At 61.3% G+C, this 25,784-nt stretch carries 17 protein-coding genes; 11 read left to right on the top strand and 6 right to left on the bottom strand.

The window, feature by feature from the left end; all coding sequences use genetic code 11:
- Positions 1-6 precede the first annotated feature (6 nt).
- From DES53_RS29015 to DES53_RS28990, 6 genes are all read left to right on the top strand, one after another.
- Positions 7-1,215 (top strand): AMP-binding protein, encoded by a 1,209-nt coding sequence (locus DES53_RS29015; protein WP_170157508.1) that lies wholly within the window; start codon positions 7-9, stop codon positions 1,213-1,215.
- A 475-nt stretch (positions 1,216-1,690) separates the two neighbouring features.
- Entirely contained in the window at positions 1,691-2,869 is a 1,179-nt protein-coding gene (locus tag DES53_RS29010) for a sialidase family protein (RefSeq protein WP_113961909.1), read from the top strand.
- A gap of 256 nt (positions 2,870-3,125) precedes the next feature.
- Positions 3,126-3,938: a 1,4-dihydroxy-2-naphthoyl-CoA synthase gene (gene menB / locus DES53_RS29005; RefSeq protein ID WP_113961847.1), complete on the top strand. Its 813-nt coding sequence runs from the start codon at positions 3,126-3,128 to the stop codon at positions 3,936-3,938.
- Positions 3,939-4,454: 516 nt separating this feature from the next.
- Entirely contained in the window at positions 4,455-6,008 is a 1,554-nt protein-coding gene (locus DES53_RS29000) for a sulfatase family protein (protein ID WP_170157507.1), read from the top strand.
- A 234-nt stretch (positions 6,009-6,242) separates the two neighbouring features.
- Complete coding sequence (locus tag DES53_RS28995) at positions 6,243-7,715, top strand: sulfatase (RefSeq protein ID WP_245958287.1); 1,473 nt, start codon at positions 6,243-6,245, stop codon at positions 7,713-7,715.
- A gap of 276 nt (positions 7,716-7,991) precedes the next feature.
- Positions 7,992-10,097, top strand: coding sequence for a protein kinase family protein (locus DES53_RS28990; RefSeq protein WP_113961845.1), 2,106 nt, complete (start codon positions 7,992-7,994; stop codon positions 10,095-10,097).
- Between the two features lie 371 nt (positions 10,098-10,468).
- Here the strand turns inward: DES53_RS28990 and DES53_RS28985 are convergent, their stop codons facing one another.
- Both DES53_RS28985 and DES53_RS28980 read right to left on the bottom strand, forming a co-directional pair.
- Positions 10,469-10,846 (bottom strand): translation initiation factor, encoded by a 378-nt coding sequence (locus DES53_RS28985; RefSeq protein ID WP_113961844.1) that lies wholly within the window; start codon positions 10,844-10,846, stop codon positions 10,469-10,471.
- A gap of 245 nt (positions 10,847-11,091) precedes the next feature.
- Complete coding sequence (locus tag DES53_RS28980) at positions 11,092-11,919, bottom strand: heme-dependent oxidative N-demethylase subunit alpha family protein (RefSeq protein ID WP_113961907.1); 828 nt, start codon at positions 11,917-11,919, stop codon at positions 11,092-11,094.
- Between the two features lie 203 nt (positions 11,920-12,122).
- Here DES53_RS28980 and DES53_RS28975 point away from each other — a divergent pair, with 203 nt between their 5' ends.
- Positions 12,123-13,331, top strand: a complete 1,209-nt coding sequence (locus tag DES53_RS28975; RefSeq protein WP_170157506.1) for a sialidase family protein — start codon at positions 12,123-12,125, stop codon at positions 13,329-13,331.
- A 493-nt stretch (positions 13,332-13,824) separates the two neighbouring features.
- Here the strand turns inward: DES53_RS28975 and DES53_RS28970 are convergent, their stop codons facing one another.
- A complete protein-coding gene (locus DES53_RS28970; RefSeq protein ID WP_113961842.1) occupies positions 13,825-15,042 on the bottom strand; it encodes a KamA family radical SAM protein in 1,218 nt (405 codons plus the stop codon).
- A 163-nt stretch (positions 15,043-15,205) separates the two neighbouring features.
- On the opposite strand from DES53_RS28970, the gene DES53_RS28965 reads away from it, so the two are divergent.
- Positions 15,206-16,396, top strand: coding sequence for a helix-turn-helix transcriptional regulator (locus DES53_RS28965; protein ID WP_113961841.1), 1,191 nt, complete (start codon positions 15,206-15,208; stop codon positions 16,394-16,396).
- A 151-nt stretch (positions 16,397-16,547) separates the two neighbouring features.
- Here the strand turns inward: DES53_RS28965 and DES53_RS28960 are convergent, their stop codons facing one another.
- The gene (locus tag DES53_RS28960) at positions 16,548-17,438 is read right to left on the bottom strand and encodes an alpha/beta hydrolase (RefSeq protein ID WP_113961840.1); all 891 of its coding nucleotides are present in this window, start codon (positions 17,436-17,438) and stop codon (positions 16,548-16,550) included.
- A 103-nt stretch (positions 17,439-17,541) separates the two neighbouring features.
- Here DES53_RS28960 and DES53_RS28955 point away from each other — a divergent pair, with 103 nt between their 5' ends.
- The 3 genes from DES53_RS28955 (at position 17,542) to DES53_RS28945 (ending at position 21,155) form a co-directional block, all read left to right on the top strand.
- Positions 17,542-18,471 (top strand): sugar phosphate isomerase/epimerase family protein, encoded by a 930-nt coding sequence (locus DES53_RS28955; protein WP_170157505.1) that lies wholly within the window; start codon positions 17,542-17,544, stop codon positions 18,469-18,471.
- 202 nt (positions 18,472-18,673) lie between these two features.
- The gene (locus tag DES53_RS28950) at positions 18,674-20,032 is read left to right on the top strand and encodes a pectate lyase family protein (RefSeq protein ID WP_113961838.1); all 1,359 of its coding nucleotides are present in this window, start codon (positions 18,674-18,676) and stop codon (positions 20,030-20,032) included.
- Positions 20,033-20,090: 58 nt separating this feature from the next.
- Complete coding sequence (locus tag DES53_RS28945; RefSeq protein WP_113961837.1) at positions 20,091-21,155, top strand: glycoside hydrolase family 183 protein; 1,065 nt, start codon at positions 20,091-20,093, stop codon at positions 21,153-21,155.
- A 481-nt stretch (positions 21,156-21,636) separates the two neighbouring features.
- Here the strand turns inward: DES53_RS28945 and DES53_RS28940 are convergent, their stop codons facing one another.
- A complete protein-coding gene (locus DES53_RS28940) occupies positions 21,637-23,295 on the bottom strand; it encodes an HD family phosphohydrolase (protein WP_113961836.1) in 1,659 nt (552 codons plus the stop codon).
- Between the two features lie 204 nt (positions 23,296-23,499).
- Positions 23,500-25,782, bottom strand: a complete 2,283-nt coding sequence (locus tag DES53_RS28935) for a S16 family serine protease (RefSeq protein WP_113961835.1) — start codon at positions 25,780-25,782, stop codon at positions 23,500-23,502.
- Between the last annotated feature and the right edge of the window lie 2 nt (positions 25,783-25,784).

Genomic DNA, 25,784 nt, shown 5'->3' with positions numbered 1-25,784 from the left:
TTCTCCATGACCCACCCCGCCGCCCATCCGGACTTCTGGAAAGACGAGCACGCCTCCGCGTACATCGCCACCAATCCGCATCGAGTGGAGGATGCTGCAGGGCTTGCTGCGTTCGCGGCGTTGCGTGCAGAGACACGCCCGCTCATCTATTTCCAGACCAGCGGGAGCGAAGGCGTGCCGAAGTGGGTGGGGCTTTCACGGGCAGCCGTGCAGGTCTCTGCGCGCGCGGTGAATGCGCACCTGGAATCCACGGCTGCTGACCGCTGGCTCATCGCACTGCCACTGCATCATGTGGGCGGATTCTCCATCCTTGCGCGTTGCCACGAGAGTGGTGCGTCGTTTTTTCACACGGAGGAAAAGTGGAGTGCACCCAGCTTTGCCTCACTCTGCGTGGCGCAAGGCATCACGCTTGCGTCTCTCGTGCCCGCACAGGTATACGACCTGGTGCAGGCCAAGGTGGAGGCTCCCGGTAAGCTGCGTGCCATCGTCGTGGGGGGCGGAGGACTCTCGAAGGAACTCGGCATCCGTGCCCTCGAACTTGGCTGGCCCGTGCTGCAGAGCTATGGGATGACGGAGACAGCCTCCCAGGTGGCCACGGAACCGCTGGAACACTTGCGCGCTGGCTACGACCCGGAGTCACTGGAGGTGCTCCCTTGCTGGAATGTCGATGCCACACCCGATGGCGCGCTCATCGTGCGCGGTGCCGCACTCGCTTCGGGCTACGCCATGAGAAGTGCGGATGGCGCATGGCGCTGGCAGGCCATCGACGCAGAGGCGGGCTTCACCACCCGCGACCGCGTGCAGGTGTGGTGGCATGGCACACACCGCTTCCTGCGTTTCGTGGGGCGCGAGTCCTCCTTTGTGAAAGTGCTCGGCGAACTCGTGAGCCTGCCTGCGCTGCAGCAACGTCTGGAGCGCGTCTTGATAGGGGAGGGGATCGATCTCCGCAGCGCCCTCATCTGGCCTGTGCCGGATGCGCGGAAGGATACCCGCCTTCTCTTGGTGGGCGAAGGACAGAATAGACACGATGCCGCGAGGCTGGAGAATCTCAGTGCACGCTTCAACCAGGACATCCCCGGCTACGAACGCCTCGATGCCGTGCTCATGGTGTCCGCGATTCCACGCACCCCACTGGGCAAGGTGGATGCGCGCGGCGTGGCGCAGCTGGTGGCGTCTCATGTTGCCAAGTCTTCGCCACAACACTCCTATGAGTGAGAAAGGTGCAGTTGGGTAACTTGTGACGCGCAGCGTCCCTGGACTGCGCGCAGCCCTGCTGCCGCTTTCCTGAAGTGCAGCCTGCTGCACGCCTCACCGCGACGAAGTCGCCAAGCTTCTCTGGACGCGTCACGTTACGAGCGAGTATCTCCATCGCCACAGCAGGCTGTGGACTCTTCAAAGCGGCAGCAGGGCTGCGCGCAGTCCAAGGTGGCTTCGCCACACAAGTTTCCCTATGGGCAGGGTGGTGATGTCATGAGAATACTGCTTCCAAGTGGAGTGGCAGGCACAGCAGCACTGTGGAGTACGTGCAAGGCTTGCATCGTGCCGAAGGCGTCGAATGCCCAATGTCCGCCTGTTCCAAAAGTGCCCGTCTCTGGCATTCCCGTGCCTGTTCAGCCTGCGTTTCCCTTCACACTCACAACCCATCGCATTCCCTGCGAGTGAAAATCGGAAACACGTGCGTACTCGTGTCATGCAACGCACCACCTCCTCTTCCTCCCACCTCACCCGTCGTTCGCTGCTTCGTACCGGCACTGCTGCTGCCGCGGCCTCCTTTTTCATTTCCACGAAATCAAGAGCAGCCGCGCCTGCCATCCAGGTCGTGGATACGAAGGTCATCTCCCAGCAGCCGGAACTCTACTGTGGCTGGCCCACGGTGGCGCGTCGTGCCAATGGGGAGCTGTGGCTCGCATGGTCTGGTGGACGTGAGGAGCATGTGTGCCCCTTTGGCCAGGTGGTCGCCATGACTTCGAAAGACAATGGCGCGACATGGAACTATCCCCGCGTGCTGCTGGACAGCGCCATTGATGATCGCGATGCCGGTGTGTTGGAGACGGCGAAGGGCACCCTGCTTGTCACCACCTTCACCTCGCTCGCTTACGAGCCCACGCTCGAAAAAGCGGAGAAGGAAGGCAAGTGGCCCTCCGACAGACTCAAGCGCTGGCAGGCCGCGCGCGACTGGCTCACTCCGGAGCAGCGCAAGGCGGAGCTCGGTGTGTGGCTCGTGCGCTCCACGGACGGCGGCCTCACCTGGTCCTCACGCCTGCCCACACTGGTGAACAGTCCCCACGGCCCCATCCAGCTCAAGGACGGCCGCCTGCTTTATGCCGGCAAGCAGCTCTGGACGGAAGAGAAGAAAATCGGCGTGTGTGAGTCCAAGGATGACGGCCTCACCTGGCAGTGGCTCGCAGACCTTCCCACCCGTGAAGGCGATACCGCGAGGAACAACTATCACGAACTCCATGCCGTCGAGGCGAAGGATGGCACCATCATCGTGCAGATCCGCAATCACAACAAGGCGGACGCCGGTGGCACCTTGCAAACCGAGTCGAAGGACGGGGGCAAGACCTGGAGTGCTCCGCATGCCATCACCTTTGGCCTGCCCACGCATCTCCTGCGCTTGAAGGACGACCGCCTCCTCATGACCTACGGGCATCGCAAACCGCCCTTCGGCAATCAAGCCCGCCTCAGCGAAGACAACGGCAAGACCTGGAGCGAGCCCATGATCATCTCCGGCGATGGCGCCGGCGGCGACCTCGGCTACCCCAGCACCGTGGAGCTCGACAACGGCACCCTCCTCACCGTTTGGTATGAGAAGATGAAGGACATCAAGCGCGCCGTGCTGCGCCAGGCCGTGTGGAAGCTGGCGTGAGGAAAGTGGTCCGTCACACTCCGTGTGCGGTCAGTGAAGGTGACCTGCCCTACCGCACCCCATTCTCCCATCATCCGAAAGACCTCACCTCCCTGGTGTGGCCATCCCATCGGGCCACTTCCACCTTGCGGAAGTGGCCACCCTCCTGACCGCACACGGAGTGGGCGGACCACCATGACTGCCCACCATCCCCCCTTGACTTGCCCCCTGTCCACCGTCCTACTGTCGCACTGCTTACCGCTCACCGACATCTGACATGTGGACCCCCATCAAGACCTTTACTGACATCAAGCTGGAGAAGACCAGCGACGGCATCGCCAAGATCACCATCAATCGCCCGGAGGTGCGCAATGCTTTCCGCCCCCTCACGGTGCAGGAACTGCTGCAGGCCTTTGACATCGCGCATGAAGATCCCTCCATCGGCGTCATCATCCTCACGGGTGAGGGGCCCCATGCCTTCTGCTCCGGCGGCGACCAGAAGGTGCGCGGCCATGCCGGCTATGTGGGCAGCGATGGCGTGCCGCGCTTGAACGTGCTGGACCTGCAGAAGAAGATTCGCGGCATCCCCAAGCCCGTCATCGCCATGGTCGCCGGTTTCGCGATCGGCGGCGGTCACGTGCTGCACGTCGTGTGTGACCTCACCATCGCTGCAGACAACGCCCGCTTCGGCCAGACCGGCCCCAAGGTCGGCAGCTTCGATGGCGGTCTCGGCAGCAGCTACCTCGCCCGCATCGTCGGCCAGAAGAAGGCCCGCGAAATCTGGTACCTCTGCCGCCAGTATGATGCGCAGCAGGCGCTCGACATGGGCCTCGTGAACAAAGTCGTGCCGCTCGCCGAACTCGAAACCGAGACCGTCACCTGGTGCCGTGAAATCCTGCGTCACTCACCGCTCGCCCTCCGCTGCCTCAAGTCCGCCCTCAACGCCGACTGCGATGGCCAGATGGGCCTGCTCGATCTCGCGGGGAATGCGACGCTGCTCTACTACATGAGCGAGGAAGCCAAGGAAGGGAAGAATGCCTTCGTGGAAAAACGCGAGCCGGACTTCTCGAAGTTTCCAAGGGTGCCATAACACGAGCACCCAGCGCGCCGCATCATGCTCAAGGAATGGGGACATTCGTGTCCCCATTTTTGTGTGAATGAACCGAAGGGGATACCTACACGAATGATCCGGACGCTGTGACGCGCAGCGTCCTTGGACTGCGGCAGCCTGCTGCCGCTTTCTAGAGTCCACGGCCTGCTGTGGCGATGGTGATGCTCGCTAGTGATCTCACACTGCCGGGAAACGATAGGCGACTTCGTCGCGGTACAGCGCGTGCAGCAGGCTGCACTTGAGGAAGGCGGCAGCAGGGCTGCACGCAGTCCAAGGCCTTCGGCACCGCTTCCATATCTTGATCTGGCGTTCATACCCAGAGGTGGACCACGCTCTTCCATCCCCGCACCCTCAGTCTCCGAAGTTCCTCTGTGTCTCCGCGTCTCTGTGTTGAACCCACTACACATGACCACACCCATCTCCCTGCGAGCCGACAACTCCTGAAATTTCGCCACCATCCCCACGTTCTCATCGCTCCACGACTTCCCGCTTTCCATGACGATGCTCACGCCCTTCCGACTCACCCTCGTCGCCCTGCTCGCCTTCACCGCACTCGCGCACGCCGCATCCGACTCCGCTGCCCGCAAGCCCAACTTCATCATCATCAATATCGATGACCTTGGCTATGCCGACATCGGCCCCTTCGGGTCCACCACGTCTACTCCGCAGCTTGATCGCATGGCGAAGGAGGGGATGAAGCTCACCAGCCACTACGCCGCGCCGGTTTGTTCGCCTTCGCGTGCCGCGCTCATGACCGGCTGCTACCCGAAGCGCGCATTGCCCATCCCGCACGTCCTCTTTCCCACCGCGCATGTCGGCTTGAATCCCAATGAAATCACCATCGCCGAAGTTCTGAAGGATGCCGGCTATGCCACCGCCTGCATCGGCAAGTGGCACCTCGGCGATCAAAAACCCTTCCTGCCCACCAGCCAGGGATTCGACACCTACTACGGCATTCCATACTCCAACGACATGGGCCCCGCCTCCGAAGGCGCGAAGAGCAATCCAGACAAACCTCTGCCCGCAGCGAATCCGAACAAGCCCAAGGCGAATGCCAATGCCGCAGGCGATGCCGATGGCACCGGTGTGCGCAATCCCCAACCACCACTTCCCCTCGTGGAGAATGACAAGGCCATCGCCCGCCTGCGTGCAGAGGACCAGTTCCAGTTCACGAAGAACTACACCGAACGTGCCGTGAAGTTCATTCGCGAGCATCAGGAGAAGCCCTTCTTCATCTACCTGCCACACTCCGCCGTGCACTTCCCGCTGTATCCTTCCAAGGAATACATGGGAAAGTCTCCCAATGGCCTGCTTGGAGATTGGGCTCAAGAGGTCGACTGGAGCGTGGGCCGTGTGCTCGACACACTTCGTGAGCTGAAGCTGGATACGAACACCCTCGTCATCTTCACCAGTGACAATGGCGGCTCGATTCCGCATGGCTCAAACAACAAGCCCCTTCGCGGCAGCAAGGCCTCAACATGGGAGGGCGGCATCCGCGTGTGCACTATCGCCTGGTGGCCGGGCAAGATTCCCGCAGGCACGAGCAGCGATTCCATCACCAGCATGATGGATGTGCTGCCCACGCTCGCGAAGCTCGGTGGTGGCAAGGTGCCCACGGACCGCAAGATCGATGGCGTGGACATCTGGCCCGTGCTCGCAGGCGAGGTGAAGGATGCGAACTCAGACAAAGCCCCACGCAAAGTCTTCTACTACTTCCGCGGCCCGGTGCTTGAAGCCGTGCGCTCCGGCAACTGGAAGCTGCACCTCGCCCTTCGCGATGGTCCTCCCAACAAGCCCACCGGAGCGCCGCGCCAGGAGCTTTTCAATCTGAAGGAGGACATCAGCGAAAGCAAGAACGTGGCAGGCCAGCACGCCGATGCCGTGAAGGAACTGACCCAACTCGCCGAGGAAATGGAGAAGGACCTCGGCAACAAGCAGTTCGGTCCCGCATCACGCCCACTCGGTCGTGTGGAGAATCCCGAGCCCTTCATCTCACTGGATGGCACCGTGCGTGCCGACGCCGTGGGGTCACAAAAGAATCTTCCGTAACTCATCCTGCCCGGTGCCAATTCCCCTGGCCGCACCTTTGGTGGTCCGCCCACTCCGTGTGCGGTCAGTAAGGGTGACTTGCTCCACCACCATCCACGTCCCCACTATGGGGAGAAATCCTCATTCCTTCACGCTGCAACCTCACAGGGTCAGAGCCACCACAGAGTGTGACTGTCATCCTGACCGCACACGGAGTGGGCGGACCACTTGCTCCTGATGCATCCTGATACACCCATGAGCGCCCGCATCTTCCTGCTTGTCCTCGCTGCCCTGTGCAGCCTTGCCCCTCACGCGTCGGCCCGCCAGCCAAACATCGTCTTCTTCCTGGCGGATGACCTCGGCAGGCAGGATCTTGGCACGTACGGCAGCAAGTTCTACGAGACGCCGAATCTCGACAAGATGGCGGCAGAGGGTGCGAAATTCACCGACGCCTACGCTGCCTGCCCCGTGTGCTCACCTTCACGCGCGAGCATCCTTACCGGCCAGTGGCCCCAGCGCACCGGCATCACAGACTACATTGGCGCCGCACAACCTGAGAACTGGAAGCGCAACACCGCCCTCCTTCCTGCACCCTACAGCGACCGCCTTGCGCTTAATGCGCCTACGCTCGCGAAGTCGCTGAAGAAAGCAGGATACGCCACCTTCTTCTCCGGAAAGTGGCACCTCGGTCCGGAAGGCTTCTGGCCGGAGAATCAGGGATTCGAAATCAACTTGGGTGGTATCGACAAGGGTGGCCCCTACGGTGGAAACAAGTACTTCTCACCCTATGGCAACCCACGCCTCACCGATGGTCCCGCAGGCGAGCACCTGCCAGACCGTCTCGCGAGCGAAGCTGCGAAGTTCATGGAGTCCAGGAAGGATGTGCCATTCCTCGTTTACTTCCCCTTCTACGATGTGCACACACCCCTGATGGCGCGCGAGGACTTGAAGCAAAAGTATCTCAAGAAGAAGCAGGACATGGGGCTCAAGGCAGAGTGGGGGCATGAGCACACGCGTGATGTACGCTTGGTGCAGGAGCATGCAGTCTACGCCGGCATGGTGGAAGCCATGGACCAGGCCGTCGGCAAGGTGCTCGCCAAGCTGGATGCACTCGGCCTGCGCGAGAATACCATCGTCATCTTCACCAGTGACAACGGCGGCCTCTCCACCAGCGAAGGCTCACCTACCTCCAATCTTCCGCTGCGTGGTGGCAAGGGCTGGATGTATGAAGGTGGCATCCGCGAGCCTCTCATCATCCGCTGGCCCGCAGTGGTGAAGGCAGGCAGCGTCATCAGCGCACCCGTGAGCAGCCCGGATTTCTTTCCCACACTCATGGAGGCTGCCGGTGCCCAACCTGAATCTGGGCAGAAGATGGATGGTGTGAGCCTCGTGCCTGTACTCAAAGGTGGTTCACTCGCGGAGCGCGCCCTGTTCTGGCACTATCCGCACTACGGCAATCAAGGTGGCGCACCCGGCGCTGCCATCCGACGTGGCGACTGGAAGCTCATCGAGTGGTTCGAGGACCAGCGTTTGGAATTGTACAACGTGAAGGAGGACATCGGCGAAATGCACGACCTCGCCGGTACACATCCTGAACTCGTGGAAAAGCTCCATGTCGAGCTTCGCGCGATGCAAAAGGACACCGGTTCCATATTTCCCAAAGCCAATCCAAACTTTCGTGTGGATCTGCCAAGTGGAAGAGGTGCGGGGAAGCCCAAGGCCAAGTAGGTGGTCCGCTTACTCCGTGAGCGGTCAGTAGGGATGCACAGCCCCAGCATACCGTCCAACCTCTGCCACCGCTCTCGCGCATGTGAGGTCATCAGAGCTTGGTGAATCATCAGACTCGCAACCCTGCTCCCGCACACGGAGTGTGCGGACCACCATGCTTTGCGACAAAATCCTCGCTCAAGCTTCATAACCTGATGCGCTTTTCTCCGTATCGTCCCATTGTCCCCCTAACACTTTCGCACCCCCACTTTCAACGACCTAACAGAGCCCGCAGCCATGCCATTCGATCATCTTGACCCCCTGGAAACTTCCGTCCCTGATGACTTCACCATCCAGGAGCGCGAGACGGTCGTTGGGGAGACCCAGGCAAACGTGACCTTCCGCGTGACCACTCGTGGACATCGCCCCCTTGGCAATCGCGGTGAACTCAGCGGCATTGCCAAGCTCGATCCGGTGGAAGCACAGCAGCATCTGGAGCAGGCCCGTGACCGCGCCATGGAAGATGCGATGACCCGGCTGGGCCAGATTGCCACCGAGATCAACGAAACGCTGAACACGGACAACGCCCTCACCGAGGACCAACGCAGGCAGTTGGAACAGCGCCGCAACTGGATCCTCGGAAAAGTAAACTCGGGAAACAGAACCATCGTGCGGATGGATCTGCCCGCCCTCGGCCCACACGCGACTGAAGAGGTTTTCCAGAGGGCCGTCACGATGCACGGTCAGGTCGTCACGCTGACGCAGAATCAGAACATCAATGCGACGCTGGGCATTCAGGGCACTGAGGAAGGTGGCACGGCCATGCTCACTCGCGCCGTGGGTACTTCGAAGCTCGACCAGTTGCTCGGGACCAATGTCATCTCTGAAGAGCGATTTGGCGTGGATGAACAGGGACGCCCCATCGGCATCAGCGTCCGCGTCGATGGCTTTGGCGTGATTGGCAAGCTGTCCGGGAATCGCGAATACGAGCTCGATATCGACTACTCCCGCCACGAGGTGCAGAAGGGGCTGTATGACCTGGAGGTGATTGACTACATCACCGGTCAGATCGATCGCCATCCCGGGAATATCTTCATCGATCCCGAGACAGGTGAGGTGAGAGGCATCGACAATGACTTGTGCTTTCCATCCCTCTCGCGGGAGGAGATGTTGGAGGGTTTGGGGGAAGCCCAGGGCAAGCCCGTGTTCAACAAGCCGCTCTTCATGCATGAAGATACGGCGCGGAAAATTGAGGAACTCACCCCTGAGAGTCTGCGTGAGACCTTGAGTTCGCTGAAGTACCCGGAGGGCCAGGGGCGCGGGAAGCTCACGCCCGGGGAGATTGAGGGTGCGGTGACCCGACTCAATGAACTGAAGGAGCATGTGCAGGACCTTCGCAGGACCAACCACGTGGTGACAGAGTTTACCAAGGCGACTCACAACGAAGCCATCCAGCACCAGAAGGACTCCTATGCGCGGCAAAACGGCAACGCGCTCAAGGAGGCCTCAAGGTCACTGGATACGCTGGATGATGCGCGCATGATCGAGAGCACGAACAAGACTTCCTACATCGGCTCCATCTATTGCGAACAGCTCCGGACAAATTTTGCCATCGAGGAGGGGGCAAGAGTTCGCCTCAATCCCGAGGGCGTGCGCACGGAGACGCAGTCCACTGGCAAGTCCACGCGCAGCGAGGAGCATCTGGAGTTCGCCCGCTTGGAGAAGGAACGCCGCCCGGAACTCCGCGCCACCGAGAAGGAGCCGATGCAGGACGCCTTTGACCGCGCTGATGAACGACTGGCTCGCATGGAGCGCCGTCTTGAGCGGTTGGAGCACCCCAATCTTTGGGACCGGTTCAAGGCCATCTGGCATGGTGGAGTGGAAGGGGCCAAGCGCGCCTTCGAAGGCAAGCGCCAGGATGCGCTTGAGCAGATCCATGGGCTCAACCGGGTGCTTGAGCAGAACGTCAATCTGGGATTGCAAAATGAAAGCGGCGGGCGCTGGGAGCGAGCTCAGGAAAATGTGCAGAACCGTCGCCTCCAGGAGCAGCAGGGGAACAACGTCGGCCTCAATCAGAGCCAGAAGGTCGACGTGAACTTGGGCGAAGACGTCGACGGTAGACTTCTGCTGAATCCCGAGAAGCTCGGCATGGTGGACACCACACCTCACAAGCCTGGCTTCGTGCTCAAGGACTCCTCTGAAATCAGCATCGATGACGGAGAGAACGTCGAGCTCAACAAGCAAAGCAGTGTGCGCGATCTGATGAAGAGCCGCGATGGCGGGGACAAGGAGCCGAAGGTGAAGAACGAGCTGGAGATCGACGACGACACCGTGCGCAGCCAGGTGGGCGTGAAGAAGACTGACACTACCACGCAAAAGGGACAGTCATTCCGGACGCAGTAGGATGGGGAGGGTTGATAGTCGATGGTTGATAGTTGATAGCCTGACAGGATAGGCGACTGCAGGAAGGGCGTGGCATGGGAAAAGGAGCGCGGCCATTCCAGGCCGCAGGGTCGCGTACACTCTTGATGTCAAAGAAGGAATCACCAAGCAGTCCTGCCAGGCAGATTCACGCTTCCTTTCAACCACTGCACCCTCAGTCTCCGAAGTTCCTCTGCGTTTGATTCGTCCTGCCGTCCTCACCCTTCGGGCTGCTTCGCAGTCGTCTCGCTCCGCTCGGCGCTGTGGCTCTGTGTTGAATCCCATGCAGCCTGCCACACCCAGCATAGATGCTCCTCAGGCTATCAACTATCAACCTTGGACCATCAACCGCCTCACGCCTTCACCCCACCCACCTCAAATCCCTCTGCCTCCAGCACCGCGCGGATGCGCGCCACCTGGTCGCCCTGAATCTCCACGCGCCGGTCCCGCACCGTACCGCCGCAGCCACACGCAGCGCGTACGCGCTTCGCAATCGTCTCAATCACCGAGAGCGGCAGGTGCGAAGCGAAGTCCTTGATCACAATCACCGTCTTCCCACCTCGATGCGCTGTCTCCCGCTGCAACACCACGCGCCCCATCTTCCAGCGCGACTGCGGCGCTTCGGGATCAACCGGCTTCGGTTCCGTAGGGAGGTTGGGCATGTTCAGTCCTGAAAATGCATTGGGCTCCGACTGCGATACCGCTGCTTTGGATGAGTCCTGACGCTTCATGATGAGTGATGGTTGCTTGATTGGTGAGGGTAGGGGACCGTGCCTCACCGATGCCCGCATCTCGCAGCGCAAGCAACGGGAAACGCGCGCGCCTCAGGATAGGAAGTTAGGCCTTCTGGCCTGACAGCGGGCGTTGGGCCTTCCGGCCCGACAGCAACGAAGCCAACCCACAGACTGGTGGCGATACCCTCCTCGTCAGGGCAGAAGCCCTAACTTCCATAGTCAGGCCGGAAGGCCTAACCTCCTCAGCAATCGCCTCGCAGCATCTCCACCAGCGCCCCTCGCGCCGCCGCCAGCCCCTTATACGCAGCCGCCTCCTCACTCATCGTTGCCACCAGTCGGGCCAGTCTCGCTGTTGCCTCCACATCCTTCATCAGTTCACCCAGCGGCACCACCTCGATGCGGATGCCAAAGAGCACACTGCCCGAGACAGGCAGCTTCATCAGCAATTGATGCTCCAACCGCAGCCACATCTCGGGCAGCGTGATTGTCGCATCCAGCCTCGCCCTATGGTGTGATGGATGATGATTGAGTTCACCATCCCGGCTGAGACTCCAGTTCTCCCGCTGCCACACCGCACCCGGTGTCATGCGCTGCAGGAATGTATCAATCTGCCTGCCCAGCTCCGCATTCAGCCCCGGCACCGGTGAGTGCACCTCCTGCATCGTGCGGCCCAGTTTCTCCCGCAGTGCCCATGAGCTGGGGAAACACGCCACGCCACCCGCCAGCCGGTACGTGCCCTGGGCATCCGGATGCATCCATACGAGGTCCGGTTCCCATGCATGGCCAAGAGCCAGCAAGCTTTGCATGGGAGATGCATCCTCACCATCCCCGCCCTCACTCGGCTGTCCCCATGCCTTCGCGATTTGCCGCGTCTCCATCACCGCGGCCTCCGCTTCCGACCGCAGCGCAGCATACTTCTCCACATCCTCCACCAGCCATCTCGCTCGCTCCGCCAGCATCGCACCACTGGCATCCTGCTGCGCAAAGAAGTCCTTCGCTTCCTCCACCGGCCGCAGCGCCATCACCCAGCGGTGGTCTGCGTCCGGAAAGCTGCGAGTCCAATCAGGCATGGGAAGAGTACGCCAGCGTCGATGCAGGCAGTCTCGCTTTCAAGAAGGAACGCAGACGCCCATGGAAGCCGCGTGTCACCCGAGGCACCATTCTCCAGCGCATCGCCCTAGGCTCAAGGAGCGGGAACGCCTCGTTCCCGTTCCTTGGGCATGCGGCCACCTCATGGGTGAACCATCCTATTGTGTCGATGTTGAGACCCTTTGTGCCTTCATCCTCTCAGCAGGCCTCCATCCTGCAAAATCATCACGCCATCCACCGTTCGCCCTACATGCCACGCCCCGGTCGCGCCTCCGCACTTTTCATCGCACTGCTGCTGCTGCTCCAGCTCTGCGCAGCACTTCCATCAACGCGCGCCCAGGACATCATCGAGTCCTTCATCGCCCGAACCACGCCCGAAGCACCACGCCAGTCGGAGGGCGATATCATCGTGCTCAAGGATGGCACCCTGCTCGCCGCGTGGTCAGATTTCTACGGCGGTTCGGAAGACAACGCCGCTGCCCGTATCTCCGCTGCGAAGTCCACGGATGGTGGCCGCACCTGGGGACCGCGCTACACGCTTCAGGAAAACAGCGGCCAGACGAACGTCATGTCCGTGAGCTTCGTGCGCTCAAGCACGAGCGGTGACCTGCTGCTCTTCTATCTGCGGAAGAACTCACTCACGGATCTGAAGGTATTCATGCGTCGCTCCACGGACAATGGCGCCACCTTCGGCGAACCGGTGCTCATCACACCGGAAGAAGGCTATCACGTGATGAACAACGCCCGCGTCATCCAGCTCACCTCAGGTCGTCTTCTCGCACCCATTGCCACCACCTCGAAAGTCTGGACGAAGAACGACAACTTTCGCACCTTGGTCTACTTCTCGGATGACGATGGCCGCACGTGGAAGCGTAGTGCCACCCTGCTCAGCGCCCCCAAGCGCGGAGCCATGGAGCCCGGCCTCATCGAACTCAAGGATGGCAGCGTGATGCAAATCATCCGCACCCAGACCGGAAAGATCTGGCACTCCTATTCCAGGGACGGTGGCGAGACCTGGAGCGAGGCCACACCGTGGAGCATCGAGTCTCCCGAGTCTCCTGCCTCCCTCGTGCGCCTACCGGGCACAGGCGACTGGCTCCTCGTCTGGAATCCGAATGTGGAATGGAAGGACCCGGAGAAGACCGTGCTCGGTGCGAATCACGGCGGACGCCGCACGCCCCTCGTCGGTGCCATCTCGAAAGACGAAGGCAAGACGTGGTCCACACCCCGCGCCATTGAGACCGATCCCACCATCACCTATGCCTACACCAGCATCACCCCGCAGGGTGACCGTGTGCTGCTGAGCTACTACTATTTCCCCATCGGGACCAAGGACCTCTCCCTGCGTTTCAAGAGCATCCCGCTCTCGTGGTTTGCTGACGCAAAAAGGTGACGGCGCTTGTTGAGTTTTGCGCCATGGGCGGACGGATTGAGCACCGCGCGACGGTTGCTTCAGGCCGAAGGTCTGGGATATGCCAGCCTAGGGCAACGCCCTGGGAGAGGGCGGGAAGCCGTCTCAGCCCTGAAAGGGCGTAATAAACCGACAGCCTCGTCTACAGGCTTCTTATGCCGCCCTTTCAGGGCTCCCGGAAATTTTCTGCGGACCCAGGGCGTTGCCCTGGGCTGGCTTGTTGCAGACCTTCGGCCTGCGAGCAGACTGACTCTTCGAACCAGAAAAGTCCGTTCATTGCGCAAGGTTCGATGAATGCACACTCTCATCGCCAAACCTTTTGTGCCTTTTGCGTCTTTTTGCGGCTAATCCAATGTCGTGATAGTGCCGGGCGCGGTGAAGTCCACGCCCTCAGTCTCGACGTTCCCGCTTCAGGCTGGTCAGACCGGAGGTCTAACGCCCACGGTCAGGCCAGAGACCTGACCTCCTTGGCGCTTCACCACTTCGCCCCGGGCTCCCAGATCATGGAAAGCCGGTTCGCGGGAGTGCTGCTCCACGTCGCCACCTGGTTGCCGGGCTCGGGATATTCGAAGAACTCACCCTCGTAGTTGCGCACGAGGGTACGCTGATCGTCCTTCATCACCACGTAGTCGGGGTTCACGGGGACCTTGCCACCGCCACCGGGGGCGTCGATGACAAATTGCGGCACGCCGTAGCCGGTGGTGTGGCCACGGAGGTGCTCAATGATTTCCACCCCCTTGCTCACGCTGGTGCGCAGGTGCGAGCTTCCCTGGATGAGGTCGCACTGGTAGAGATAGTACGGGCGCACACGACACATCAGCAGCTTGTGCACGAGGGACTTCATCACCTCGGGGTTGTCATTCACGCCGCGCAGCAGCACGCTCTGGTTTCCCAGGGGGATGCCGTGGTTGGCCAGGCGCTCCAGGCCTTCCTTCACCTCGGTGGTGAGCTCGCGCGGGTGGTTCACGTGCACGCTCATCCAGAGGGGATGGTATTTTGCAAGCATCTGACAGAGCTCCGGTGTGATGCGCTGCGGCAGGAAGATGGGCACGCGCGAGCCGATGCGCAGGAACTCAATGTGCGGGATGGCGCGGATGCGCTTGAGGATGCTCTCCAGCTTGTTGTCGCTCAGCAGCAGGGCGTCGCCCCCGCTCAGCAGCACGTCACGTACTTCGGTGTGTTCTTCCAGATAGCGGAAGGCGGCTTCAAATTCCGTGTGCAGCTCCTGCTCGCCCACACCGCTCACCACGCGGCTGCGGGTGCAGTAGCGGCAGTAGCTGGCGCAGCGGTCCGTCACGAGGAAGAGCACGCGGTCCGGGTAGCGGTGCACCAGGCCCGGCACCGGCATGTGTGAGTCCTCGCCACACGGGTCACTCATTTCATTCGGGTCCTCCCAGGTCTCCTCGATGCGGGGAATCACCTGCCGGCGGATGGCGCAGTCCGGGTTCGTGGGGTGGATGAGGTTGAAATAGTGGGGGGTGATGGCCATCGCCAGCTTGTTCCCGGAAAGCAAAACGCCCGCCCGTTCCTCCTCGGAGAGTGTCAGGTGCTCCTCCAGTCCCGCGAGGGTCGTGACCCGGTTCTTGAGCTGCCAGACGTGGCTGTTCCACTGCTCGGGGGTGACGTTCTTGTCCTGCCAGTAGCCGGGGGCGTGGGAGTGGAACTCTTTTTCGGGGAGGGTGCGCGGAGGCATTGGTTGTTGGGAGGGATAGTGGGGAGGCTGAAACAAGGTGTCAATCTCTTCGCTTGATCATCAATTCGATTGTCAAGAGGCTCTGGTGCGAAAAATTCCAAAAGTGCAGGGTTGCCTTGGGGGGGAAATTCTTCAGGATGGAAGCCGACGGAAACGTCACGCCATGCTTCACAACGGCCGCGAAATAGCCCCATCCGTTTCCTGGGACATCCTCCTGCACGTCAAGCGCAGTGGCGGCATGTCGGTGAACGAGTTGGCGGGTGCTCTAAAAATGTCCTACATGGGCGTGAAGCAGCACTGCGATGATCTCAAGAAGCGTGGGTATGTGGATACGTGGCGTCGTCCCAAGCAGACGGGCCGCCCTGAAAAAATCTACCGTCCCACGGAGAAGCTGGACGTGGTGCTGCCGAGCTGGGGAGGGGAGCTGTGCATGGGACTGCTCGCCCTGGTGTCCCAGGCCTATGGAGAAACTGTCCCGGAGAGGCTTCTGTACAGCTTCCTCCAGCAGAAGGTCGAGCAGTGGAATGCCCGCATGAAGAGCACCGGCCACAAGGAGCGCGCCGTGGAACTGGTGAAGCTGCGTGGCAATGACGGCTGGATCTGCCAGTGCCTGGACGATGCCCACGGCCTCCGCATTGTGGACCACCACAGCCCGCTGGGCGAGGTCGCCCGCATGTTCCCCGCCGTGTGGGACCTGGAGGTGCGCGTGCTCAGCCGCATCTTCGGCCACACCCTGCAGCGCCGGATGAATGGCGTGCACGTCGAGTTTGTGATCATTGAGGGCATCCCGCTCGAGGAAGCTGCACCGGCATCCACCAGCGCCGGAGCCTCGAAGAAGGGTGCGAAGGCGAAGAAGGAGAAAGAAAAAGCGGCCGCCGCTGCCACGCCTGCGCCTGCTCCCGAGCCAGAAGCCGACGCGGACGCGGACGCGGAAACGGAGGCAGAGACGGAAGCCCCAGTTTCTGACATCCCCGTCGCCGCTCCGGAAGCCGAGGCCCCACCCGAGCCTGAGGAGACCTCTACTCTCCCTGCCACTCCTGCTGAGGAGCCTGTGGGCATCGAGAATGTGGTAGCGGAAGCTCCCGCGGCGGCTGACGAGGCGATCACCGGCTCCGTCTTCGTCACGGATGTACCCGTATTTGAGGAAGAGGAAGGTCCGGTGGAGGTCGTGAACAAGAAGGAGCAGGCTCCCAGCATGGTTTCCGTGCCCGAGACACCTGCCCCCGAGGCCGATGGTAGCGGCCCGGCACCCCTGAGCCCCGTTCTCTCCCCGGTGGAGAAACCCAAGCGCGTCACCAAGTCCGTGAAGCAGGCGGTGAAGGCCGCTGCGCAGCAGGACTTGTTCGATTTTTAAGGAGGCAAGGAGGTTGGGCCTTCCGGCCTGACAGCGGGCGTTAGGCTTTCCAGCCTGACGATTGCAAGGCAAATTCTTTCGCTCTCGCGCTCTCCCTGTCGGGTCAGAAGACCCAACATCCAACGTCAGGCCAGAAGGCCTAACCTCCGGCCTACTTTGCGGTCTTCGCCTTTGTGTTTACGCTCTCCAAAAACTCCGCCATCTGTGCCGTCCTCGTGGCATCGTGAAACTCTTTCCCACCATGCTTCCCACCCGGAATCGTGATAAGCTGCGCCGGCAACCCCGCTTTCTCGTACGCAGCCTTCAGTTCCAGTGACTGCTCATACGGCATCTGCGGATCCGCATCGCCATGGATGAGCAGCAGCGGCGGGTCACTCGCATCGATGTGAGCCACGGGGCTGCCCAGCTTCGCGAGCTGCGGCTGCTTGTCCGGCAATCCTCCCAGCAACTGATGCAGCGCTGGTTCCCGGATGATCAGTCCTGCAGGAATGGTCTGCCCCAGGATGCTCTGCAAATTCGAGGCGCCATACAGGCTGATGATGGACTCCACACTGCTGGATTCCTTCAGGTCCTTGCCCACCGTGCCCTCCAGTTCCTTCACGCCGCTCGTCACGCCCACCAGCGCCGCGAGATGGCCGCCTGCGGAGCTGCCGACGATTGCGATGCGCGACGTGTCACTCAGGCCATGCTCCTTCCCATGAGCCCGGAGAAAACGAATCGCCGCCTTGATGTCATGGATCATTGCCGGGAACGGTGCACTTCCGGAGAGCCGGTAGTCCACACTTGCCACGGCAAAGCCCTTCTGCACCAGAGCGCCGAGCGGCATGTCTTCCTTGTCCCCCGCACGCCAGGCACCGCCATGCACATAGACAATCAGCGGCGACTTCACCGTGCCCGAGGGCACATACAGATCCAGTTTCAGGGAAACATCACCCACCTTCGCGAACTCAATGTTGCGGGTGAGGGTGGTTTCGGCGTGGAGAGGGATGGTGGAGATCGCTGAGCCCAGTACGATGGAAGCGAGAAGGAAACGGCAGAGCATGGAGAGGAAAGAACAAAGTCTGGAGAGTGAACGGCGAGAAGGACCGATTCCGTCACGTTTCTCTTGCCCAGTCCTGTTTCTCCCACGCATGCTTCAGCCAGCCATGAACACCTCCCGCCGCCACTTCCTCAAGTCCGCCTCTCTCGCCAGTGCCGCATCCGCGCTGGCGCCGGTGCTCTCCAGCTCCTCCGCCATGGCCGCAGCCGCGGGGGGCAAGGCCGCGCAGGAGTACTGCTTTTTCACGAAGCACCTGCAGGGCCTCAGCTACGCGGAGATCGCAGACATCGCCGCCAGCTTGGACGGCATGACGGGCATCGAGGCACCCATCCGCCCAAAGGGCCAGGTGGAACCAGAACGGGTGGAGGAAGACCTGCCGAAGTACGTGGAAGAGCTGAAGAAGCGGAAGCTCGGCCTCACCATCATGACCTCCGGCATCAATGAGGTGAGCAAGGAGCAGAACACCGAAAAAGTCCTGCGCACCGCGAAGGCCCTGGGCGTGCCACACTACCGGATGAACTACAACAAGTACGACCTGAGCAAGCCCATCTGGCCGCAGCTCCAGGAGTGGAAGGCGAAGTTCAAGGACCTCATCGCACTGAGCAGTGAGATTGGCATCCAGCCGCTGTACCAGAATCACTCGGGCAAAGACTACCTCGGTGCTCCGGTGTGGGATGTCTTCACCCTCATGCAGGACTATCCGGCGAAGGATTGGGCCTTCGCGTTCGACTTCTTTCACGCCACCGTGGAGGGCAGCCTCTCCTGGCCGCTGGAACTCAATCTCGTGCGCGACCGCATCGGCGCTGTCTATTTCAAGAACTTCAAGTGGGGCGAGAAAAGAGCCGAGGGCTGCCCTCTCGGGGAAGGTGTCGTGGGCAAGGAACACGTGGCCATGCTGAAGAAGATTGGCTTCACCGGTCCGATCTCCCTGCATGTGGAGTACCTGAAGGGAAACATGGAGCAGCCCGGGTATAAGGAAGAAGCCATCGCCGCGACAAAGCGTGACTTCGCGGTGCTGCGTGAGTGGTGGGGGTGAGAGCGGGTGGTGGATCGTGTGGGTTTTCGGCCAGAAACGGAGACGCAGAGAAGGGGTGACGCGGAGAGGCGCTTCTGAAGCACCCATAGCCTCAGTTTCAGTCTCCGAAGTTCCTCTGCGTCTCTGTGGCTCTGTGTTGAATCCAATGCAGACCGCCGCTCCCAACGCCCCTTTACCAACCAACCGACCCGACCGCAGTCCCATGAAGCCCCTCCTTCTCCTCGCAGGCATCTGGGGCATTACAGCTCTCAGCACCCTCTACGCCCAAAAAACCACACCACCCTCACGCCTGCCCGCCTTCCCCGGTGCTGAAGGTGCGGGCAAGTGGTCCAAAGGCGGACGCGGCGGCAATGCCATCGCCGTCACGAATCTCAACGACTCCGGTCCCGGCAGCCTGCGCGCCGCGGTGGAGATGCGCGAGCCACGCACCATCCTCTTCCGCGTCTCCGGCACCATCGAGTTGCAGAAGCCCATCCGCATCGCGCATCCCTTCATCACCATCGCCGGTCAGACTGCGCCCGGTGATGGCATCTGCCTGAAAGGCTACGACCTGCAAATCGGCGCGACGCATGATGTCATCGTGCGCTACCTGCGCTGCCGCCCCGGTGACAAGACCTCCAAGGCCAGCGAACGGGATGCCATCAGCATCTGGGATGCCCGCGACATCATCGTGGATCACTGCTCCGCCACGTGGAGCACGGATGAATGCCTCTCTGTCACGAATGATTCCGACCGCGTCACCGTGCAGCACTGCCTCATCGCGGAGGCGCTCACGGAGCATTCGTATGGCTCCATCATCGGCTCGCATCGCGGCGCCATTTCGTATCTGTACAATCTCTATGCGTGCAACCGCTCACGCAATCCTCGCCCCGGCGGTTATCAGACTTCACCCGGACATGCCGACGATCCCGGTCCCCGTATCGACTTCCGGCATAACGTACTCTTCAATTGGGATTCCGGTCCCGGCTACACGGGCGCCGGTTACCTCGAACAGCCCGAGCGCATCTCCATGAACTATGTGGGGAACTATCTCAAACCCGGCCCCGACACCGCAGCTCCTTATCGCAATCGCGCCTTTGTCATCTACAAAGGCGGCACGGCCGAACTCTTCCTCGAAGGCAATGTCTCTGGCGATGGCACGGTCTCACGTCCCGCGACACCGCAGTCAGACCTCCTCATTCCAAGCTCCGGCAGCATCCTTATCCATCGAGAAACACCGCTGCCTCTGGAGCCGCTCACCGAAAAGGAAAACCTCAAGGCCATCGACGCCTACAAGCGCGCCCTCGAAATCGTCGGCGCCAGCAAACCCACACGCGATGCCGCAGACAGCAGCATCATCGACGGCGTGCGCGATGGCACCGGCCGTCGGAGAATGACCATTCCGGATGATGCGTGGCCCACACTCACCAGCAAAGACCCCTTGCCCGATCAAGACAACGACGGCCTGCCCGACGCCTGGGAACAGTCCCAGGGTCTCAATCCCAGCGATCCCACCGACGCCAACAAGCCCTCTTCACCCAGCGGCTGCACCCACCTCGAAGTATGGATGAATGGCCTGTAACCAACGTAGCTCGCGAGTCCCTTCGCGAGGAGTTCAAGCTTTGCCTTCTCTCGCAGCCATGAAGCCTCCATCTCAATGTATCCGCGCTCAGGTGGTGCTCCTTCTGCTCACCCTCCTCGTCCCCCTCACCACGGCTTTCTCCGCCGACCCCCCATACCCACCCAGCCCCGTCATCGCCGGCATGGAGTGGGCCTCCAACGAAACCATCCTGCGCATGGCCAAGGATGGCGACAACTGGCCGCTCACATGGGCGGATGACGACGCGCTGTACACCACGTGGGGAGACGGCACCGGCTTTGTGCCGAAGGTAAAACAGAAGCTCAGCCTCGGCTTCGCCCGCGTCACCGGCACTCCCGACAAGTTCACTGGCGCAAACGTCCGCTCACTTGCCGAGCAGGTGGGACAGGGCCGCGATGGCAAGAAGGGCTGGGGCATCCTCAGCGTGGAGGGTACGCTCTACCTGTGGCTCGGCCATGCGGACAACAAAGGCGGCCAGACGCAGCTCGCCTGGTCACGTGATCATGCGAAGACCTGGACCTTCGCCGAGTGGAAGTTCGCCGAGTTCGGTATGATGGGTTTTGTGAACTTCGGCAAGGACTACGCGGGCGCGCGCGATAGCTACGTGTACGCCTACTCCCACGATGGACCTCTCGCCGATACGCCTGCAGATCATTTCATCCTGATGCGCGCGCCAAAGGACAAGCTCACCTCGCGCGAGGCCTGGGAGTTCTTCGTGAAACTCGATGCCACTGGCCAGCCGCAGTGGTCGCGCGACATCACGCAGCGCGGTCCCGTTTTCAAACATCGCGATGCCTGCCTGCGCTCCGCCATGACGTACTGCGCGCCACTGAAGCGCTACCTGTGGTGGCAGCACATCCCTTTGCCTGCCGGAGCGAAGGATCGCGGTGACACCAGATACACCGGCGGCTTCGCTGTGTACGACGCTCCTGAACCCTGGGGCCCCTGGACCACCGCTTACTTTACGGAAAAATGGGACGTCGGCCCCGGCGAGCATGGCGACTTTCCCACGAAGTGGATGAGCGAGGATGGCAGGACGTTGCACCTCGTATTCTCAGGAGAGGACGCCTTCTCCGTGCGTGAGGTGACGGTGAAGGTGAGGTAGGGAGGAGGCAGTCGTGGGAATGTCGTGGCTGCCATGCGCGTTGTGTGCTGGGGGATATGGGTGTGGTCATGTGCATTGGATTCAACACAGAGACGCAGAGGAACTTCGGAGACTGAAAAATACATTTCGGGTGAGAAAGGATTCCCCAACTTCTACGTGAACGTCAGATAACGATCCAGAAGCTGTGCCGAAGGCCTTGGACTGCGCGCAGCCCTGCTGCCGCTTTCCTCAAGTGCAGCCTGCTGCACGCTTCACCGCGACGAAGTCGCCTATCACTTCCTCTGTAGCGTGAGGTCACCAGCGAGTATCACCATCGCCACAGCAGGCTGTGGACTCTAGAAAGCGGTCCCGCAGTGCGGGACTGCACGCAGTCCAAGGACGCTTCGCGTCACCTGCCGGGATCGTCCGCGTACTTAACGCGACGGCCCATGAACAACGGCGACTGAAGTCGCCGCTCCTTGAGAACTCCGTCCCACCACCCTTACGCCGCCGTGCTATTCCTTACCGGCACTTTCCCGCTGGGTGCTCCGCCGTGATGGCTGTGTCCATGTTCGGAGGGGCGTTCCAGATCACGAGCCTGCTTGCGCACCTCTTCATCACGGGTCTTGTCCTGCGTCTCCTTCGGGTACTTGATGCGGCTGTGCATCATGCTCATGACGGTCTTCACGAAGCTCGCCTTCACTTCATTGAGCTCGGCCAGGGTCAGGTCGCACTCATCGAGCTGATGGTCCAGCAGGCGGTTGCGCACAATGTCATCCACCAGTTGTTCCACCCGGTTGGGCGTGGGTTTGGACAGCGTGCGGCTCGCACTCTCCACGGCATCTGCCAGGGAGATGATGGCGCTTTCTTTGGTCTGCGGACGCGGTCCCGGATAGCGGAATCCGTCTTCGCTGACATCCGGCACGTCGTCCTGCCGAGCCTTGTCCTCTTCCACGAGCTTCAGCGCCTCCTTCTTCTGCTCCAGCGCGCGGCGGTAGAAATAGTACACGAGCGAGTTCCCATGATGCTGCTCGATGACATCGATGATTGCACTGTTCAGGCTGTGCTTGATGGCGATGTCCACCCCGTCCTTCACGTGCGCGATCAGCACCAGTGCACTCATGCGCGCCGTGAGGTCATCGTGCGGATTGTTCTCCGGGTCCATGTTCTCGATGAAGTACTCCGGCTTCGTGAGCTTCCCGATGTCATGGAAATAGCTGCACACGCGGCACATCGTCGCATTCGCTCCGATGGACTCCGCCGCGGCTTCCGCGAGGTTCGCCACCACGAGCGAGTGGTGGTAGGTGCCCGGTGCCTCCATGCTCAGACGCTTCATGAGCGGGTGGTTCAGGTCGCCCAGCTCCAGCCAGGAAATGGCCGTGGTACGGTGGAAGAGGGATTCAAAGGCTGGCAGCACCGCGCCTGCCACCATCACGGAAAGGATACCGCAGAAGAGCGGAGCGGCCATGGTGATGGCTTCACGGCCCTTTGTCACCGCCATGGGCATCTGGCCGAAGACGATCATCATGCCCGTGGCAAAGAGGCCCAGATACACCCCGCTGGTCAGCAGGCGGCTGCGGCGGCGTACCTTGCGCGTGACGAACACGCCAAAGAACCCTATCGCCATGGCTGCCGCGATGAAGGACAACACAGACGGGGAGGGGACCAGGGGCGCCCCGAGGATGGCGGCATAGAGAGCGCCGAAAAAGCCCAGCCGACGTCCCCCCAGCATGCACAAAATCATGGGGGCCAGGGCATGGGGCACAAGGAAGATCGCATAGTCCGGCGTCCAGGTCCGGTGGTGTGCATAGCTGAGCACCGCACCCACCAGGGCAAGATGCAGCCCCAAGGCGGAAAGCATCAGCAGCGCGGTCCCATTGGTGCGCAGGTGGTCCGGAAAACCAAATGCCCAATGCAGCACGGCAGTGAGGAACACGGCCGCGATGAACACCGGACTCACCCCGGCCGCCGCAGGCAGATTCTCGGCCAGCGCCCCCAGAAGTGGCGTCGTCACCAGGAAGCCGGCGGCAAAAATGGCGATGCCTACAATCGGGTTCTCCCGCAGTACTTCCCAGACTTCGCTGTCGAGGTGCTTGCGACGCGTCTTTCCACAAGACAGGCCCTGCCGGGTCAGACGCGACCGTTTGATAAAATCGAACATAGTTTCCGGCTCAGGCCGGAGGCAATCTTAGGGGTTTTTGGGGTGAGTACAACACATTCCGCAGCACATTCCCGACTGATTCAGTCGGGAATCCTCGCCTCGCCCCGTATCTATTAGTACGGAGCGCGGACACACCGCTGAAAAAATTATTTTGTTCGACCCTCGTGCAGACTGCCCGGAGGTCCGGGGCACGTAATCGGAGGGCTACTGGTCCAGTTCTTCCCGGACGGTCGGGTCATTCATCAGGCGGTTCATGGCCGCCTCCACGGAGGCCGCTGCGCCACGAATCTTGTTCCGGTATTCCGTGGCCCGGGTGCCGGTCTGGGCTGGGCGGTCCTGCGCCTCCTTCACCGCGGTGCCAAAGTCGATGATGGCATCCGCGTAGGGTCTTGCTCGTACGTCGCACTTGGCGCGCACGGATTGCAGGCGGGTCAGGCTGCTGCCCACCGAAGACTTCCCCATGCTGTCGAAGGCCTCACCCCTGTTGCTCTTGATGGCAGCAAGCAGTTCACCGGCGTTGTCATCGATGGTGGTGAGAGAGCCCGCCAGGGAAAGCGTCAGGGGAGCTTTTCCTGAGGCATGCATCAAAAGGTATTTGGCCGAGAGATGGTTGGGCGCGTCCTTGAGCACCTGCTGGAGCTTCGCAATCACGTGCTGGTTACGCAGCCACAAGCCCATCTGTCCGGGGTTCCGCATCAGTACTTCCTGCACGCGGTTCATTTCAGAGATCGCCGCTTGGGTGGCCGCCGGCTTTTGCGCCAGGGCGAGCGCCTCCGCTTCGCCGAACTTGGTAATGCTGAAGATCTGGATGCTGGCAAACGGCGCCGGTCCATCCATGAGCAGCACGTCGCGGAGGGATGCTTCGTTCTTCACAGGGATGCCCACCAGCTTGCAGTGCCCCTTCGTGGCGCCGCGAATCTTGGCCGCGACTCCGCCGATGGGTTGCACGGTGCCATCCGCATTCATATCACCAGTGACGGCAAAGGTCGGGTCAAGCTCCTTTCCCGTGAAGAGCGAGTGCAGGAGCAGAGCGCAGGCCACGGCGGCAGACGGGCCATCCTTGTTGGAATACTTGTCGGCGAAGGAGAGCTCGATCTGGTATCCCTCGGGCCAGCCGTTGTTGTTGAGTTGGGTGAACTTGATGACCTCTGCCAGGGCCTTGTCCATCATCTCGCCCACAGGCTGGTTGAACTGGACCACCGCAGGGCTGGTGCCTCCATTCTGGAGGGCAATCGCGGCCATCTTGGAGGCGGCCCCAGCTTCGCCCGCTGCCAGGGACATGATGAGCAGGCCATGCACACTCGTCTGCTTGCTTTTTAATCCCAGGCCTGGAGTGCCTGTCACCATAGGCGGAACCGAAGGTGAAGAGGAAACCGGTGCAGGCTCATACATCGGCACGGGCTCGCGGGACGGCATGGACACAGGATTGGCACCCGGGGGTGTCGCGGGCACCGAGGCCATGACAGGTACAGGGCCCCGGCGAGCCGCAGGAGGCAGCATGGCCGCAAGCCTTACCGAGGCCAGGGTGGGGGGCAGGGAATTGCGGGTCACCTCGCCGCCCGCAATCGAGTAGCCAAGGCCGGCTCCTGTCACCACGGCAGGACTCAAGGGAGTGATGACAAACTGGGGGAGCTGGGCTGTGATTTGCTGTGCGCTCTCAGTGGGCGTGAACGTGGCGGATACCTGGACTCCCGTGGGCAACCCGTCCATGGGCAAACCGGAGATGAGCGAGCAATTGTCAAACGCACTGCCGCGCGTCACCGCCAGAAAGGCCGGACTGAAGGAGCACTGGTGGAAGGCGCACCCGACCACCTCGGTCTGGTTGCGCTTCGCCTCTTCCAGGAATCCCGCCTTCACATCCATGACTGGCAGCAGTGAGTCCGGACCATGCACGGTACACTGCTCCATCTTCAGACCCACCAAGGCACTTGCGCCACCTTTCACCTGGAAGAGCACCTTGTGCAGCACGGAGTTTTTCATCGAGAGGTGGCCGCGGTATTTCTCAAACACCACCTCGGGAGCCTCGTTCGTGACCTGGGTGGGCAGGGGTTCACCCACGGAGAAGGTCACTCCATCAAAGATGCAGTCCTCAAACATGAGCCGCGCCCCGTTCGCGACCTCGATCGTGCCGCCTTTGAAGAGCACCTTCTTTGCACGGACATTGGCATTGGAGAAGGTCAGGGCGACGCCGTGAAACTCCGTGTCCTCCGCGATGGTGATGTCAATGCGCTGTGCCTGGAAAGCGCCCGGCTCCCCGGCCTGCACGTCACCTCCATGAATCCAAAACGGCTCAGGTGAATCATACCGGGCAGCCTGGATGTTTTGGGACGAGTTGTAAAAAAGACACGAGGATGTGCTCTGCGCCTCAAGAGGCGACACGGCCACGAGGCCGCAAACCACGGGCCCAAGAATTTTCCAGAAAATTGCCCGGCATTTCACCCTGCCATCCATCAGGAAAAACGAGAGATTGTCAATTGCTCTTCCCATGT

The sequence above is a fragment of the Roseimicrobium gellanilyticum genome, assembly GCF_003315205.1.
In the GTDB taxonomy this organism is placed as follows: domain Bacteria; phylum Verrucomicrobiota; class Verrucomicrobiia; order Verrucomicrobiales; family Verrucomicrobiaceae; genus Roseimicrobium; species Roseimicrobium gellanilyticum.
This window is presented reverse-complemented; position numbering and strand designations above follow the sequence as displayed.

Coding starts and splice junctions, on each gene's coding strand:
- DES53_RS29015 (WP_170157508.1), top strand. CDS start 7: ATGACCCACCCCGCCGCCCATCCGGACTTCTGGAAAGACGAGCACGCC.
- DES53_RS29010 (WP_113961909.1), top strand. CDS start 1,691: ATGCAACGCACCACCTCCTCTTCCTCCCACCTCACCCGTCGTTCGCTG.
- menB (WP_113961847.1), top strand. CDS start 3,126: ATGTGGACCCCCATCAAGACCTTTACTGACATCAAGCTGGAGAAGACC.
- DES53_RS29000 (WP_170157507.1), top strand. CDS start 4,455: ATGACGATGCTCACGCCCTTCCGACTCACCCTCGTCGCCCTGCTCGCC.
- DES53_RS28995 (WP_245958287.1), top strand. CDS start 6,243: ATGAGCGCCCGCATCTTCCTGCTTGTCCTCGCTGCCCTGTGCAGCCTT.
- DES53_RS28990 (WP_113961845.1), top strand. CDS start 7,992: ATGCCATTCGATCATCTTGACCCCCTGGAAACTTCCGTCCCTGATGAC.
- DES53_RS28985 (WP_113961844.1), bottom strand. CDS start 10,846: ATGAAGCGTCAGGACTCATCCAAAGCAGCGGTATCGCAGTCGGAGCCC.
- DES53_RS28980 (WP_113961907.1), bottom strand. CDS start 11,919: ATGCCTGATTGGACTCGCAGCTTTCCGGACGCAGACCACCGCTGGGTG.
- DES53_RS28970 (WP_113961842.1), bottom strand. CDS start 15,042: ATGCCTCCGCGCACCCTCCCCGAAAAAGAGTTCCACTCCCACGCCCCC.
- DES53_RS28965 (WP_113961841.1), top strand. CDS start 15,206: ATGCTTCACAACGGCCGCGAAATAGCCCCATCCGTTTCCTGGGACATC.
- DES53_RS28960 (WP_113961840.1), bottom strand. CDS start 17,438: ATGCTCTGCCGTTTCCTTCTCGCTTCCATCGTACTGGGCTCAGCGATC.
- DES53_RS28955 (WP_170157505.1), top strand. CDS start 17,542: ATGAACACCTCCCGCCGCCACTTCCTCAAGTCCGCCTCTCTCGCCAGT.
- DES53_RS28950 (WP_113961838.1), top strand. CDS start 18,674: ATGAAGCCCCTCCTTCTCCTCGCAGGCATCTGGGGCATTACAGCTCTC.
- DES53_RS28945 (WP_113961837.1), top strand. CDS start 20,091: ATGAAGCCTCCATCTCAATGTATCCGCGCTCAGGTGGTGCTCCTTCTG.
- DES53_RS28940 (WP_113961836.1), bottom strand. CDS start 23,295: ATGTTCGATTTTATCAAACGGTCGCGTCTGACCCGGCAGGGCCTGTCT.
- DES53_RS28935 (WP_113961835.1), bottom strand. CDS start 25,782: ATGGGAAGAGCAATTGACAATCTCTCGTTTTTCCTGATGGATGGCAGG.